The sequence below is a fragment of the Aestuariibacter salexigens DSM 15300 genome, from assembly GCF_000429145.1.
Taxonomy (GTDB): domain Bacteria; phylum Pseudomonadota; class Gammaproteobacteria; order Enterobacterales; family Alteromonadaceae; genus Aestuariibacter; species Aestuariibacter salexigens.
Genome location: NZ_AUBH01000002.1, coordinates 1 through 13,002 on the forward strand (window position 1 = coordinate 1; position 13,002 = coordinate 13,002).

The following is a 13,002-nucleotide window of genomic DNA, read 5'->3' on the forward strand; positions in this document are numbered from 1 at the left end:
GAGCTGGGTTTAGAACGTCGTGAGACAGTTCGGTCCCTATCTGGTGTGGGCGTTGGATGATTGATGGGAGCTGCTCCTAGTACGAGAGGACCGGAGTGGACGAACCGCTGGTGTTCGGGTTGTGATGCCAATCGCATTGCCCGGTAGCTATGTTCGGAACGGATAACCGCTGAAAGCATCTAAGCGGGAAGCCGGCCCAAAGATGAGTCATCCCGTGACCTTTAAGGTCTCTGAAGGGTTGTTGAAGACGACGACGTTGATAGGCAGGGTGTGGAAGCGTTGTAAGGCGTTAAGCTAACCTGTACTAATTGCCCGTGCGGCTTAACCATACAACGCCAAAATGGTTTTGGTGTTGTGTGAGCAACATGACAAGCTAATAAGACGATAGAGTGGATACTCTAGACGATTGAGCTGATATCAGAATTCCAAATAGTTAAACCAGTTTATGCCTGACGGCAATAGCGACACGGTACCACCTGACTCCATTCCGAACTCAGAAGTGAAACGTGTTAGCGGCGATGGTAGTGTGGGGTTTCCCCATGTGAGAGTAGCACACCGTCAGGCTCCTATTCGAAAACAAAGAACCCAGCGAAAGCTGGGTTTTTTGTTTTTGGTTAGCAACTTACGTTGCTATCCTCATGCCAAACCAAATCCATGGATAGACAAAGAGAGAAGTGCTCTGCGTAACTTCACTTTTTTAAACCCTCCATGGTGCCTGGTTACAGCTCGGCCATCCACGGCCTCGCGTTCATCGCTTTCGGCGTGCCACTGGCACTCCTCATGCTTCTTCGAAGCACCGCTCTTCACCCCCATGTAGAGGGCACTTTCATAAACGGGTAAGTAGATGCCGGAGAGTTGCTGCGCAACTTCCGGCATGACCGAAGGGGTAGGCAACCTTCGGTATGACGAGGTTTGCAATGCACCTGCCGGTATGACAAAAGCTCGTCATGCTCGCGTGCTCTTGGCGGGCATCTTTGTTCTTAGGCAATAATCGGTTTGTGAGGTCTTACAGATCTTTTGGCAAAAATGGTACGGAGTGTAAGTGACTGATAATCGCATCATGGTCGATGCTCACATTAAACGTATCTAACCATGCCAATGCCGAACTCAAGTCATCAAAGAACTCGTGCGTTGTTCCGGCTTCTGTATAGCAGTTCTGCAATTGGCTCTTGATGGTAGATTTAATATCCGAATCACATATAACGATTGCTAATGCTTGTAGGCCGAGTTTCTGTCTAATTTTTGATTGAGACAAAAAAATATCAAAAGTAGAAGGAGGCATAATCGCTTCGCCGGCTAGGCAGCTAATCTGTGCCCAAGGGTTTGTCATGTCGACTTGCTTCATGACCTCGGCTAATTCACGACAACCATTTTTCATGGCTTCATCATTCCAGGGACCCCTTGCGGCGAATGTAATCACCTGGCCGCAAGTCGTAGATAAAAATTGTCCGTGTTCGCGCATCGGTAATGCTTACTTCGTAATATAATTTAACCCAACGATATATTTATAGAGTATACATCATTAATTAATAACGTATCTTATCTTGCTAAGTGTGGTATTGAACGCAATTTCTAAAAAGTTTTAAAATTTTGTGAAATATTTAATTCAGAGTCTAGTTCTTACATACTGACAGGTCAGAACATTTGTTCATCTATAAAGGAATCAGTTTATGAAACAGGTTAAGAAATCTACCATCGCTACTGCACTGGGTGCAGTTGTTATTGGTTCGCTCGGCGCAGCGAATGTGAATGCTACCGAAAGTCCGTTTGGCATAGAAACGCTGGAGTCTGGTTATATGATGATCGCCGCTGAAGGTAAATGTGGTGGCGATAAGGCTAAAAAGGAAGGCAAATGCGGAGGCGACAAAGCCAAGAAAGAAGGCAAATGTGGCGAAGGCAAATGCGGTGGTGACAAAGCCAAGAAAGAAGGTAAGTGTGGCGAAGGCAAGTGCGGTGGCGACAAGGCCATGAAAGAGGGCAAGTGCGGCGAGGGCAAATGCGGCGGCGCTAAGGCCATGAAGGAAGGTAAATGTGGCGAAGGCAAATGTGGTGGCGACAAAGCCAAAGCACATGCGAAAGCCATGAAAGAAGGTAAGTGTGGCGAAGGTAAATGCGGCGGTGACAAAGCGCAGGGTAAAGCACACGCTTACGGTCATGACAAAGCCAAAAAAGAAGGCAAATGTGGAGAGGGTAAGTGCGGAGGCGATAAAGCCAAAGCACATGCTAAAGGCCATGATAAAGCCAAGAAAGAAGGTAAGTGCGGTGAAGGAAAATGTGGCGGTATGGCGTAAGCCTGCACCCGCTAGCGGGGCCGGCAATGCCGGCCTTTTGTTTTTAGTGATGAATGTTCGATTCACATAGGGCTTATTCACATATGCCACAATTGTTATCCGGAGTGGGCTTGGGATTACGCCGGGAGATGCTTGGTGAACTCTTGCCTGATATTCCACAACAGGTCGACTTTTGGGAAGTTGCACCTGAGAACTGGATCCCTTTGGGAGGCAGGTTTCAAAAGCAATTATCTACGTTTACCCAGCAGTGTAACTTCGTTACCCATGGCCTCTCGCTTTCAATCGGCAGTCCTGCTCCACTTGATGTTAAATTCGTGAAAGAAATCAAAGATTTTTTAGAGCAGCACAATATTCTCTATTACAGTGAACATCTCAGCTATTGTTCTGGTGAAGGTCATATGTATGACCTTATGCCTATCCCTTTCACAGAAGATGCTATCAGTCACGTATCAGACAGAATAAAGCAGGTTCAGGATATTCTTGAGCGTCCCCTGGTGATCGAAAACGTATCTTATTATGCGGCTCCAGGTCAGCAGATGTCAGAACTTGAGTTTACCCTGGGTGTACTGGAAAAAGCTGACTGTCTAATGCTCCTCGATGTGAATAATGTGTATGTCAATTCGATAAACCACGGGTACGACCCGAAAGAGTTTTTACGCGCTATTCCAAGTAACAAAATAGTCTATGGACACATCGCCGGGCATTTTGACGAAGACGATGATCTGAAAGTCGACACCCATGGTGCGGATGTGATTGAGCCGGTATGGAAACTCCTGGAGAAGGCATACTCGATCCATGGTGTGTTCCCAACACTGCTTGAACGCGACTTTAATATTCCCCCTTTGCCTGATTTGCTTCGTGAGGTAGAGCGCATCAAGCAGATACAACAAGCTTATTTACCCACAAGTAATCGCGATCGTCAGGCATCATGAGTTCTTTTTCCCATACCCAACAGGCGTTCATGCGTCATATTCGAGATCCCGAACGTCATCAATTTGATGGGGGCATAGAGGAGCGTCGATTAAAGATTTATCGTGAACTGTTTTTCAACAATATTCTTGGATTTTTACAAAACGGCTTTCCTGTGCTGCACGAGGTGATTGGTGAACAGAATATGCAGCGGTTGGCCAGAGGGTTTTTTGCAGAGCACGATTGCCGTTCGCCTTATTTCGTAGAAATCAGTAAAGAATTTGTAGAATACCTCGCCAACGAATATGAACGACAAGACCAAGACCCAGTCTTTCTAGCAGAACTCGCACACTACGAGTGGATGGAGTTAGACGTGAGTACACGTAAAGATTCTATTGACGACAGAGTGTGGCGTGAACAACAAGTGAATTGTGTGAGCTTTTCGCCACTCGCATCATTAGTTAGTTATCCATTCCCCGTGCATCAAATACGTGCAGACTTTATGCCTGAAGAGCCCGCTGAACCTACCTATCTCGTGATATTCAGACAAACGGATGACGAGGTTAAGTTCATCGTTGTTACGCCTGCGACGGCATTGTTACTGAATATTGTTGAACAGTATCCAAGTATAACCGTGAGTTCACTGATAGAGCATATGTCCCAGGCAATGCCTCAAATATCTGCGGAGCAGCTTACAAAAAGCCTGGGCGATACTATGACTCAACTGTTGTCCCAGCAGATTTTATTGCCCGACTAGGGCTGTTATTTCAGCCCTCATTGGATTACCATTTGCGACCTGATTTTGACACTCAGTGGAACTCATAATGGCAGACGATCAGAACTTCAAAGAAGTTTACAACGTATGGTATTTCCTCGGTGCAGTCGCTACGCTAGTCGCGCTCCCGCTTATGCACGTTATCCTTGGTTGGTTGACTTTCTTTTTCGGCGTGTAAACCGCATCTAAGCTCACGATATTTAAGGATTGCTGTGTCTTCTGATTATATTAAGTCGGTAATTAAGACTATCCCGGATTATCCTAAGCCAGGCATCTTATTCAGAGATGTTACGTCGGTGCTGGAAGATCACGATGCCTACACCGAAGTATTAAAGAAGATGGTAGAGCGCTTTGCTCCCATGAACTTCGATAAGGTTGCTGGCACCGAAGCCAGAGGGTTCCTGTTTGGTGCCCCGTTAGCTATCGAGCTTGGTGTAGGGTTTATACCCGTCAGGAAACCCAATAAGCTGCCCAGGGAAACGATAAGCGAGACTTACGAGCTTGAATATGGCATGGATACGTTGGAAATACACAAAGACGCAGTAAAAGAAGGTGAGAAGGTGTTGATGATCGACGATCTTCTCGCAACCGGAGGAACCATGGTTGCCACTGCTAATTTGATCAGACGTCTCGGTGGTATCGTTGAACACGCAGGGTTTGTTATCACCCTGCCTGATATTGGTGGTGAGCAGAAGCTCAACGAAATAGGTGTGGATTGTTTCGCAATCTGCGCATTTGAAGGTCACTAACACGGATGAGTTATCAGGTCCTGGCACGCAAGTGGCGTCCAAATACATTCGCTGAATTGGTTGGACAAGAACACGTCGTCGCCGCTATCTCTAACGCACTTGATAACAATCGATTACACCATGCTTATCTTTTTACCGGCACCCGTGGAGTGGGTAAAACAACCATTGCGCGAATATTTGCCAAAAGCCTGAATTGTGAAACCGGAATGAGCGCCACGCCCTGTGGGCAATGTGGTACCTGCCAGGAAATAGAACAGGGCAATTACGTTGATTTGCTTGAAATTGACGCCGCTTCCCGGACCAAGGTCGAAGACACCCGTGAGCTGCTTGATAACGTTCAGTACAAGCCGACGCGAGGACAATATAAAGTCTATCTGATAGACGAAGTGCATATGTTGTCCAAGCATAGCTTCAATGCCCTGCTCAAAACGCTTGAAGAGCCACCGCCACATGTGAAATTCCTACTGGCGACGACGGATCCTCAAAAGCTGCCTATCACGATATTGTCACGTTGTCTGCAGTTTAACCTTAAAGCTCTTTCCAGAGAGCAAATCAGCTCACAGCTAGAGCACGTTCTTGGTCACGAGAATATTGTCTTTGAGCAAAACGCACTGGCGCAATTAGCGAGAGCTGCACAAGGAAGTATGCGGGATGCGCTGTCACTGACAGATCAGGCTATTGCGCAAGGCAACAATGTCGTCAGCCTGCAGGTCGTCACTGACATGCTGGGGCTGATGGACAAAGGTCAGGTCATTAAGTTACTTCACGCCGTAGTAAGCGGCGAGCAGACAAAGGTGTTCGAGATAGTAGAACAACTGGCTGCACTGGCGCCTGACTTCCAGCACGTGTTAGCGGAAATGCAAAGTCTCCTGCACCAAATTGCGCTGACGCAGTTTGTACCAGATGCCTGCAAGCTCGAGACGATACATGCAAAAGCGATTTACACCTTAAGTAAAAGTGTCGCGCCTGAACTGGTACAGTTGCTTTATCAGATTGCTTTGCAGGGACGAAAAGACCTGCCACATGCCGCTGATCCTCGCAGCGGATTTGATATGACCCTGTTACGTATGCTGGCGTTTAAGCCGGACGGCGTAAGCTTACCGCCACAAGAGTTGACAGCAGCGTCGCCTCGGTCAACGTCAGTATCTTCGCAAGGCGATGATGTCTATACTTCGTCACCGCCAGCGGATGAACAACAAAGTGAACCAGCAACCGATGATCACTCCCACTACGACGTGCAGGCATTGGAAGATGAGCAACAGCATATAATCGACGAGTCCCAGCAGTGGCGCAACGAGCCACCTATGTCTGAGCCTGACTATGCCGCAGCACAGCCGCAGCCAGAATCTCAACCTGAGACAGTAAGCGAAACATCGACGGAACAGAACAGACTCAGCGCACTTGAGCAAATGCTGGCGCTCAAACAAAAGCTCAAATCAGGCACTGATAATGTGGAGGACGCCTCCCCGTCAAAAAAGCCTGATGCCGATGCTCAACCGGATGATGTGGCCGACACACAACCGGTAAAGCCACTCGCAGCCGAGCCCGCGCTTAACGCGCAGACTCAACCCAATGTAGAATCCAATGAACTCGCTCCAGCGCAGGTATCCGGCGACGAAGATCTGCCTCCCTGGCTAACCGAACCGCTTCCTGAATCAGACCGGTACATTCCCCCAGAAAGAAATGAGCAATCGTTTGAGCAGCCGGTTCAGGTTGATTCTCATGCGCATTTGAATGATAGCGTCACCACGATAGTGGACAAAGAAGTGCCGGCATTTCTGCAATCCGGCGACAAGGTGGTTAACGCGAGGCAGCTGGATAAATGGGCGGATATGATAGAGCACATGTCGGTAGAGGCATTAACCAAGCAGCTCGCCTTACATTCAAGCATGTCTATGAATGGCAATACGGTTGAGTTACTGCTCAGTCAGGATAAAGGCCATCTTGATACCGAGCCGGCCCGCGCGCAACTGGCGCATGCGTTGAGTAAGGCGCTAGACCGGAATATAACGCTAGACGTACGTCTTGGTGAGCCTGCCAATACGCCTTACGCATTGCAGCGTGAAATTGAGCGTGTACGTCAGGAATATGCGGTGAGCGTCGTCAATGAAGATGCCACAATCGGAAAACTGCGTGACATGTTTGCCGCTGAAGTAATACAGGACTCGATAAAACCACGTTAGGTGGGTTTTCGTATCAGAACCAATCAACTTATGAGAGAGAAACGTTATGTTTAAAGGCGGAATGGGTAACATCATGAAGCAGGCGCAACAAATGCAGGAGCGCATGCAGAAATCTCAGGAAGAACTGGCCAGCATCGAAGTGACCGGAGAGGCTGGCGCAGGTATGGTTAAGGTAACGATGACCTGTAATCACAATGTGCGCCGTGTAGAAATTGACCCATCTTTGATGGACGATGACAAAGATATGGTGGAGGATCTTGTCGCAGCAGCCTGTAATGACGCGGTGCGTCGTGTGCAGGAAACCAGCAAAGAAAAAATGGCTGAAATCACCGGTGGAATGCCTCTTCCTCCTGGCTTTAAGATGCCGTTCTAAGACGCTAGCGATCGCCCTTAAAGATGAAAACCACACCTCTTATCAATCAATTGGTTGACGCGTTCAAAGTCCTGCCTGGAGTAGGGAATAAAAGCGCACAACGTATGGCGTATCACCTACTTGAGAGAAATCGGGAGGGGGGTATCCAGCTAAGTCAGGTGCTGCATGATGCTATGCAGCACGTCAAACACTGTTCTCAGTGTCGAACGTTTACTGAGGCTAGCCTGTGCGATATTTGTGCATCACCGACCCGAGCTGACTCCGCGCAGATATGCATTGTTGAATCTCCACAGGATGTACTGGCCATCGAGCAAACTGCTGAATATAAGGGGTTATACTTCGTACTGATGGGACACCTGTCACCCATAGATGGCGTTGGACCGGCAGAGCTAGGGTTGGATAAGCTCAATGAGCTAATGAGCAAGGATACGGTCAAAGAAGTGATCCTTGCGACCAACCCAACAGTGGAAGGTGAAGCGACCGCACACTACATCGCGCAGATGTGCAAAAGCCAGGGCGTTAGAGCAACTCGCATCGCACACGGCGTACCGGTGGGGGGCGAGCTTGAATATATTGATGGTAATACGCTAAGCCGCGCATTATCTGGTCGCTTAGACGTGTAACGTCGCTCACATTTGATTTATCCTCACAGTTTTTATGGTTAGCCGCTTGAAAAGTGGCTAACTGCCCCTACTTCCTACCTCAACGAACTCTCAACCGTAATTCAGGAGACACTTGTTTATGGCTGACGCCGTCCACCAAGAAACTCATGGTTTTCAGACCGAAGTAAAACAACTGCTTCATCTGATGATCCACTCGCTATATTCAAATAAAGAAATCTTTCTTCGTGAACTCGTATCCAATGCGGCAGACGCTGCAGATAAGCTGCGTTTCAAAGCGCTGTCTGATGACAGCCTGTATGAAAATGATGGCGATCTGCATGTTAAGATCAGCGTGGATGAAGATAAAGGAACCGTCACGATTAGCGATAACGGAATCGGTATGACCCGAGACGAGGTCATCGAAAATCTCGGTACCATCGCAAAATCAGGAACCAAGGACTTCTTCAGCAAGCTGTCTGGCGACCAGGCCAAAGATTCTCAGTTGATTGGTCAGTTTGGTGTGGGTTTCTACTCGGCTTTTATCGTTGCTGACAAAGTCACCGTGCGCACTCGTGCAGCCGGGCACGCAGCCGATCGCGGCGTTGAGTGGGTGTCTGAGGGAGAAGGCGAATTCACCGTCGCAGACATTACTAAAGAGACGCGCGGTACAGAGATCACCCTGCATTTACGCGAAGATGAAAAAGAGTTTGCTAATAGCTGGCGCTTAAAATCTATCGTCAACAAATACTCTGAACATATCAGTATTCCAGTGCAAATGTGGAAGGACGAAGTGCCAGAAAGAGATGGCCCTGATGGTGAAAAAATTCCTGCCCAGCCGGGTGAATGGGAAACCGTCAACAAAGCAACGGCACTGTGGACTCGTGATAAGTCAGACGTCACAGACGAAGAATACAACGAATTTTACAAGCATATTTCACACGACTTTGGTGATCCATTAACCTGGTCTCACAACAAGGTTGAAGGTAAAACCGAGTACACCAGCCTGTTGTATATCCCGGCCAAAGCGCCGTTTGATATGTGGAATCGCGAGCAGAAGCACGGTTTGAAACTCTATGTACAGCGCGTCTTTATCATGGATGACGCAGAGCAGTTTATGCCTGTTTATCTGCGTTTTGTGAAAGGCTTGCTGGATTCAAATGATTTACCACTAAATGTGTCTCGTGAGATTTTGCAAGATAATAAAATCACCCAGGCAATGCGTCAGGGCTGTACTAAGAAAGTACTGCAAATGCTGGAACGCATGGCCAAAAATGACGCAGAAAAGTACCAGTCATTCTGGAACGAGTTCGGTAATGTCATGAAAGAAGGTCCTGCTGAGGACTTTGCGAACAAAGAGAAAATTGCAGGCCTGCTGCGCTTTGCTTCAACGCACAATGACAGTGATGTGCAAAATGTGTCACTGGCAGATTACATTGAACGCATGCAGGAAAAGCAGGACAAAATCTACTATGTCACGGCCGATTCATATCAGGCTGCCAAGAACAGCCCACACCTTGAGATCTTCCGTAAGAAAGGTATCGAGGTACTGCTGATGTTCGACCGCATTGACGAATGGCTGATGTCTCACCTGACTGAATTTGACGAAAAGTCATTCCAGTCAATTTCAAAGGGCGACCTGGATCTGGGCGAGCTCGATGATGAAGACACCAAGAAAGCACAGGAAGAAGCTGAAAAGCAGGTTGAAGGTCTTATCGATAGAGTGAAGGCTGCTTTAGGTGATCAGGTAGCAGACGTTAAGTTCACCCATCGACTTACAGATTCGCCGGCCTGTATTGTCGCTGATGAACACGGTATGACCACGCAGATGGTCAAGCTTATGCAAGCGGCAGGGCAACCAGTACCTGAAGTGAAATATCACTTTGAAATGAATCCGGAGCATCAGTTGGTTAAATTGATGGCTGACGTGCAGGATGAAACGCAGTTTGGCAAGTGGGCACAGGTACTGTTTGACCAGGCTGCGTTGTCAGAGCAGGGTAGTCTGAAAGACCCAGCCAGCTTTGTTCAAAAGCTAAACAGTTTGTTACTCGACTTGGCTAAATAAGCCAGTATAGAGGCAACTAAGGTTTAAAAACGGGCGTTAATGCCCGTTTTTTTTATGGAGTCTCTGAAATACCTAATTAGGTAATCTATTTTGCTTTCAAGAGTGGCAACTGCGATTTACAAGATCTCCACCATTAGTCTTAAAAGTGCTATTTTCGCCTCTTGCAGCCTTGTTTAGTCGAATTTTAGCGTGTAACCTGCCGCTAGCTTTGAAAATCATAAGAAATATTGGAGGACGCTGCATGCGTATCATTCTGTTAGGTGCTCCGGGAGCGGGTAAAGGCACCCAGGCACAATTTCTGATGGGACGTTATGGGATCCCGCAGATTTCAACCGGCGATATGCTTCGAGCTGCTATTAAAGCGGGCACAGAGTTAGGCTTGGCGGCAAAACAGGTCATGGACGCGGGTAAACTGGTGTCAGATGATCTGATCATAGGACTGGTCAAAGAGCGCATTGCGCAAAGTGATTGCGCGAATGGTTTCCTGTTAGATGGGTTTCCACGTACCATTCCTCAGGCCGATGCAATGAAAGATGCGGGCATTGAAATAGACCACGTAATCGAGTTTGATGTTGCCGATGACGTTATCGTTGAGCGCATGGGCGGTCGTCGTGTTCACCCCGGTTCTGGGCGTGTTTATCACGTTGTGTACAATCCACCGAAGCAGGAAGGAAAGGACGACCAAACTGGTGAAGAGCTGATCATTCGCGATGACGATAAAGAGGAAACCGTGCGTAAGCGTCTCGCGATTTATCATGAGCAGACCAAACCTCTGGTGAATTATTACAGTGCTGAGGCCGATGCTGGACACTGTGCTTACCATAAACTGGACGGTACACAGCCTGTTGCTGATGTAAGCGCTAAACTGGCCGATATGCTTGGTTAGTTCGTTCTCAACGTATATTGATAGAAAGCCCGCCGGTTCAGGCGGGCTTTTTTTATGCGTGGCATTGATTTATGCTGATCTAAACTCGACTAATAAATGTTCATTATGCTCGTACCTGTTACCGCATTTTACGCCGCACTGCTTTGTCTATGTTATCTGTATTTGAGTATGCTGGTGATAGCCTATCGTCGTCAGCACAAGGTCAGTCTGGGATATGGCGAAGACAAGCATCTGGAACAGGTTATTCGCTGTCATGGCAATTTCGCTGAGTATGTGCCAATCACGCTTTTTCTCTTACTTGTCGCTGAGCTGAATAAAGGCGCGCCCGTCTTTCTGCATCTGGCAGGTGCGAGCTTGTTGTTTGGTCGGGTGTTACATGCCTATGGCCTGCGCCATCATCATGGCGCAAGCTGGCAGCGAGTATGGGGAACCCTTCTTACCTTTTTCGCGATGTTAGGACTGTCGGCGCTGGTGCTTATCGAGTTTTATCTCTAACGCAATGCGTTAGTTAGGCTGCTAACAGCTGGTCTTGTTGAACCTGCTCTCTTACCGCGTGTAATATCAGGCGCTGTCGTTTATCCAACAACATTTCCTGAGTGGCGCGTGTGGAAGCACTATTGAATAGGGTAGTGAGACGATTGAACTCAGCGACAGTGCGTTGACCGAGCGCTGCTACGCGATATCGTATGCTAAGAGACTGAGCGCTCATTACCGGCTGTTTTGGAAGTAATGCGTGTCCCGCAAAAAATCTGTCGTAGTTCATTGTCACCGTACCTCTACTCTCGATGTGTATTTCTTTATCGGCACAACGGTAGTGAGACTTTAGGGATAACGCGCTTACGCCCTTTTAAAAAAAGAAAAACGGCGCCATGAGGCGCCGCTATTCGGGAACACAACACTTTTTTAGGACGACAGACCGGTTAGTTATTCTCTATCAGGTTACTGCCGATCTCGATACGGCGAGGCTTCTTCGCCTCTGGGATGACACGTTCCAGGTCGATATGTAACAGCCCGTTTTGCATGTCGGCGGTTAACACTTTGACGTTGTCACCAAGCTGGAACTTACGCTCAAAATTGCGTTCAGAAATGCCTTTGTGCAGGAATTTTCTGTCTTGCTCATTGTCTTCTTTTGACTCTTTCGCGCCAGTGATGGTTAACGTGTTTTCTTGCACTTCGATAGAAATATCATCAGTGCCGAATCCCGCCACGGCCATAGTAATTCGGTATTTGTCTTCACCCATAAGCTCGATATTGTAGGGTGGATAGCTTGCCTGCTTCTCATTTCGTGTTGCTGCATCTACAAGTGCAGCCAAATGATCAGAGCCAATGAATGAACGGTAAAGTGGAGATAGATCGATAGTACGCATGGTCATATCCTTTTTTTAAGCAATATGTTTTTTAAAATTGCCCCGCTTCGCGGCGGCGTGTCTGTCGACCCTTTCGGCGCCGACAACATAGAAGTGGGGTGATGCAATTTTTTTTCAAGTAAAAAAATTAAAAAATTTTTATCCCACTGTTTTATATGAATTATTTTGGGTTTAAATCAATGGGACATTAAACCTGTCGGCTCGCGGTAAGTAATAATTGTCGGCATCGAGTGAGACCAGCACCCTGAGTGCTTTGCCCTGCAATTCTGATGCAGGAACAAACCCATAAACTCGCGAGTCAGCGCTGTTGTTTCGGTTATCGCCCAGCACCAGATAGTGCGCGTCCGGCACGACCGTTTCTGCAAAAGATGACATGGGTTTTGGTGCAGGTATCCATTGCACTGGATGTTTCACGCCAGCCAGAGATTCGCTCCACGTGAAAGACAAGTCAGACTCTTGATAAGAGAGTGGGGCGCCGTTCAGATAAAGCCTGTTGTCATGCATAGCAACGCGATCGCCGGGCAATCCAATGACTCTTTTTACCATTCGAGACTCTGCAGCGCTGCTGTTGAACACCACAATATCGCCGCGCTGCGGCGAATCGATATCTATCAAGCTGATATCCGTAAATGGCACCTCTAGCCTATAGGCCATTTTATTCACCAGAATTCTGTCGCCCTCAACAATAGTGGGCAACATTGAGCCAGTCGGCACTACGTACCAGTCAGCAAAGCTGCTGCGCATCATAAACAGTAAACACAATACTGTGATAAAGCCGAGGTTTTCTTTGATTAGGTTTAACATG

General features: G+C 47.7%; 15 protein-coding genes and 2 rRNA genes. 13 read left to right on the forward strand and 4 right to left on the reverse strand.

Annotated elements, in window-relative coordinates:
• Together G441_RS0104140 and rrf are read left to right on the forward strand one after the other, a co-directional pair.
• Positions 1-329: ribosomal RNA gene (locus G441_RS0104140) — 23S ribosomal RNA — on the forward strand; the annotation flags it as partial.
• A gap of 119 nt (positions 330-448) precedes the next feature.
• Positions 449-564, forward strand: a 5S ribosomal RNA gene (gene rrf, locus G441_RS0104145).
• 442 nt (positions 565-1,006) lie between these two features.
• On the opposite strand, the gene G441_RS17840 is transcribed toward rrf, so the two are convergent.
• Entirely contained in the window at positions 1,007-1,462 is a 456-nt protein-coding gene (locus G441_RS17840; protein WP_051275325.1) for a hypothetical protein, read from the reverse strand.
• Between the two features lie 208 nt (positions 1,463-1,670).
• Between G441_RS17840 and G441_RS0104160 the strand changes: the two genes are divergently transcribed.
• The 11 genes from G441_RS0104160 to G441_RS0104210 all read left to right on the forward strand — a co-directional run bounded on the left by G441_RS0104160 (position 1,671) and on the right by G441_RS0104210 (position 11,325).
• Positions 1,671-2,291 (forward strand): HvfA family oxazolone/thioamide-modified RiPP metallophore, encoded by a 621-nt coding sequence (locus G441_RS0104160; protein ID WP_026375185.1) that lies wholly within the window; start codon positions 1,671-1,673, stop codon positions 2,289-2,291.
• Positions 2,292-2,374: 83 nt separating this feature from the next.
• Positions 2,375-3,223: an HvfB family MNIO-type RiPP peptide maturase gene (locus tag G441_RS0104165; RefSeq protein WP_034474436.1), complete on the forward strand. Its 849-nt coding sequence runs from the start codon at positions 2,375-2,377 to the stop codon at positions 3,221-3,223.
• A complete protein-coding gene (locus G441_RS0104170) occupies positions 3,220-3,957 on the forward strand; it encodes an HvfC family RiPP maturation protein (RefSeq protein ID WP_026375187.1) in 738 nt (245 codons plus the stop codon). The genes G441_RS0104165 and G441_RS0104170 overlap by 4 nt, the downstream gene beginning before the upstream one ends.
• A 67-nt stretch (positions 3,958-4,024) precedes the next feature.
• Positions 4,025-4,153, forward strand: a complete 129-nt coding sequence (locus G441_RS19995) for a hypothetical protein (protein WP_276201937.1) — start codon at positions 4,025-4,027, stop codon at positions 4,151-4,153.
• A 34-nt stretch (positions 4,154-4,187) separates the two neighbouring features.
• Entirely contained in the window at positions 4,188-4,724 is a 537-nt protein-coding gene (gene apt / locus G441_RS0104180) for an adenine phosphoribosyltransferase (RefSeq protein ID WP_026375188.1), read from the forward strand.
• Between the two features lie 5 nt (positions 4,725-4,729).
• A complete protein-coding gene (gene dnaX / locus G441_RS0104185; protein ID WP_026375189.1) occupies positions 4,730-6,907 on the forward strand; it encodes a DNA polymerase III subunit gamma/tau in 2,178 nt (725 codons plus the stop codon).
• 46 nt (positions 6,908-6,953) lie between these two features.
• Positions 6,954-7,280, forward strand: a complete 327-nt coding sequence (locus G441_RS0104190; RefSeq protein ID WP_026375190.1) for a YbaB/EbfC family nucleoid-associated protein — start codon at positions 6,954-6,956, stop codon at positions 7,278-7,280.
• Between the two features lie 23 nt (positions 7,281-7,303).
• Positions 7,304-7,903 carry a recombination mediator RecR gene (gene recR, locus G441_RS0104195; protein WP_026375191.1) on the forward strand — a complete coding sequence of 200 codons (600 nt, stop codon included), beginning with the start codon at positions 7,304-7,306 and terminating at the stop codon, positions 7,901-7,903.
• A gap of 118 nt (positions 7,904-8,021) precedes the next feature.
• Positions 8,022-9,944, forward strand: a complete 1,923-nt coding sequence (htpG, locus tag G441_RS0104200; protein WP_026375192.1) for a molecular chaperone HtpG — start codon at positions 8,022-8,024, stop codon at positions 9,942-9,944.
• Positions 9,945-10,185: 241 nt separating this feature from the next.
• The gene (gene adk, locus G441_RS0104205; protein WP_026375193.1) at positions 10,186-10,830 is read left to right on the forward strand and encodes an adenylate kinase; all 645 of its coding nucleotides are present in this window, start codon (positions 10,186-10,188) and stop codon (positions 10,828-10,830) included.
• A gap of 105 nt (positions 10,831-10,935) precedes the next feature.
• On the forward strand, positions 10,936-11,325 hold the full coding sequence (locus G441_RS0104210) for an MAPEG family protein (RefSeq protein ID WP_026375194.1): 390 nt from the start codon (positions 10,936-10,938) through the stop codon (positions 11,323-11,325).
• Positions 11,326-11,338: 13 nt separating this feature from the next.
• Here the strand turns inward: G441_RS0104210 and G441_RS0104215 are convergent, their stop codons facing one another.
• From G441_RS0104215 to lepB, 3 genes are all read right to left on the reverse strand, one after another.
• A complete protein-coding gene (locus tag G441_RS0104215) occupies positions 11,339-11,593 on the reverse strand; it encodes a hypothetical protein (protein ID WP_026375195.1) in 255 nt (84 codons plus the stop codon).
• Between the two features lie 157 nt (positions 11,594-11,750).
• The gene (locus G441_RS0104220) at positions 11,751-12,197 is read right to left on the reverse strand and encodes an Hsp20 family protein (RefSeq protein WP_026375196.1); all 447 of its coding nucleotides are present in this window, start codon (positions 12,195-12,197) and stop codon (positions 11,751-11,753) included.
• 171 nt (positions 12,198-12,368) lie between these two features.
• Positions 12,369-13,001: a signal peptidase I gene (gene lepB / locus G441_RS0104225; RefSeq protein WP_034474437.1), complete on the reverse strand. Its 633-nt coding sequence runs from the start codon at positions 12,999-13,001 to the stop codon at positions 12,369-12,371.
• Position 13,002 lies beyond the last annotated feature (1 nt).

Bases quoted from the DNA above. Each gene is read 5' to 3' on its own strand.
- G441_RS17840 (WP_051275325.1), bottom strand. From the start codon at position 1,462: ATGCGCGAACACGGACAATTTTTATCTACGACTTGCGGCCAGGTGATT.
- G441_RS0104160 (WP_026375185.1), top strand. From the start codon at position 1,671: ATGAAACAGGTTAAGAAATCTACCATCGCTACTGCACTGGGTGCAGTT.
- G441_RS0104165 (WP_034474436.1), top strand. From the start codon at position 2,375: ATGCCACAATTGTTATCCGGAGTGGGCTTGGGATTACGCCGGGAGATG.
- G441_RS0104170 (WP_026375187.1), top strand. From the start codon at position 3,220: ATGAGTTCTTTTTCCCATACCCAACAGGCGTTCATGCGTCATATTCGA.
- G441_RS19995 (WP_276201937.1), top strand. From the start codon at position 4,025: ATGGCAGACGATCAGAACTTCAAAGAAGTTTACAACGTATGGTATTTC.
- dnaX (WP_026375189.1), top strand. From the start codon at position 4,730: ATGAGTTATCAGGTCCTGGCACGCAAGTGGCGTCCAAATACATTCGCT.
- G441_RS0104190 (WP_026375190.1), top strand. From the start codon at position 6,954: ATGTTTAAAGGCGGAATGGGTAACATCATGAAGCAGGCGCAACAAATG.
- recR (WP_026375191.1), top strand. From the start codon at position 7,304: ATGAAAACCACACCTCTTATCAATCAATTGGTTGACGCGTTCAAAGTC.
- htpG (WP_026375192.1), top strand. From the start codon at position 8,022: ATGGCTGACGCCGTCCACCAAGAAACTCATGGTTTTCAGACCGAAGTA.
- adk (WP_026375193.1), top strand. From the start codon at position 10,186: ATGCGTATCATTCTGTTAGGTGCTCCGGGAGCGGGTAAAGGCACCCAG.
- G441_RS0104210 (WP_026375194.1), top strand. From the start codon at position 10,936: ATGCTCGTACCTGTTACCGCATTTTACGCCGCACTGCTTTGTCTATGT.
- G441_RS0104215 (WP_026375195.1), bottom strand. From the start codon at position 11,593: ATGAACTACGACAGATTTTTTGCGGGACACGCATTACTTCCAAAACAG.
- G441_RS0104220 (WP_026375196.1), bottom strand. From the start codon at position 12,197: ATGCGTACTATCGATCTATCTCCACTTTACCGTTCATTCATTGGCTCT.
- lepB (WP_034474437.1), bottom strand. From the start codon at position 13,001: ATGTTAAACCTAATCAAAGAAAACCTCGGCTTTATCACAGTATTGTGT.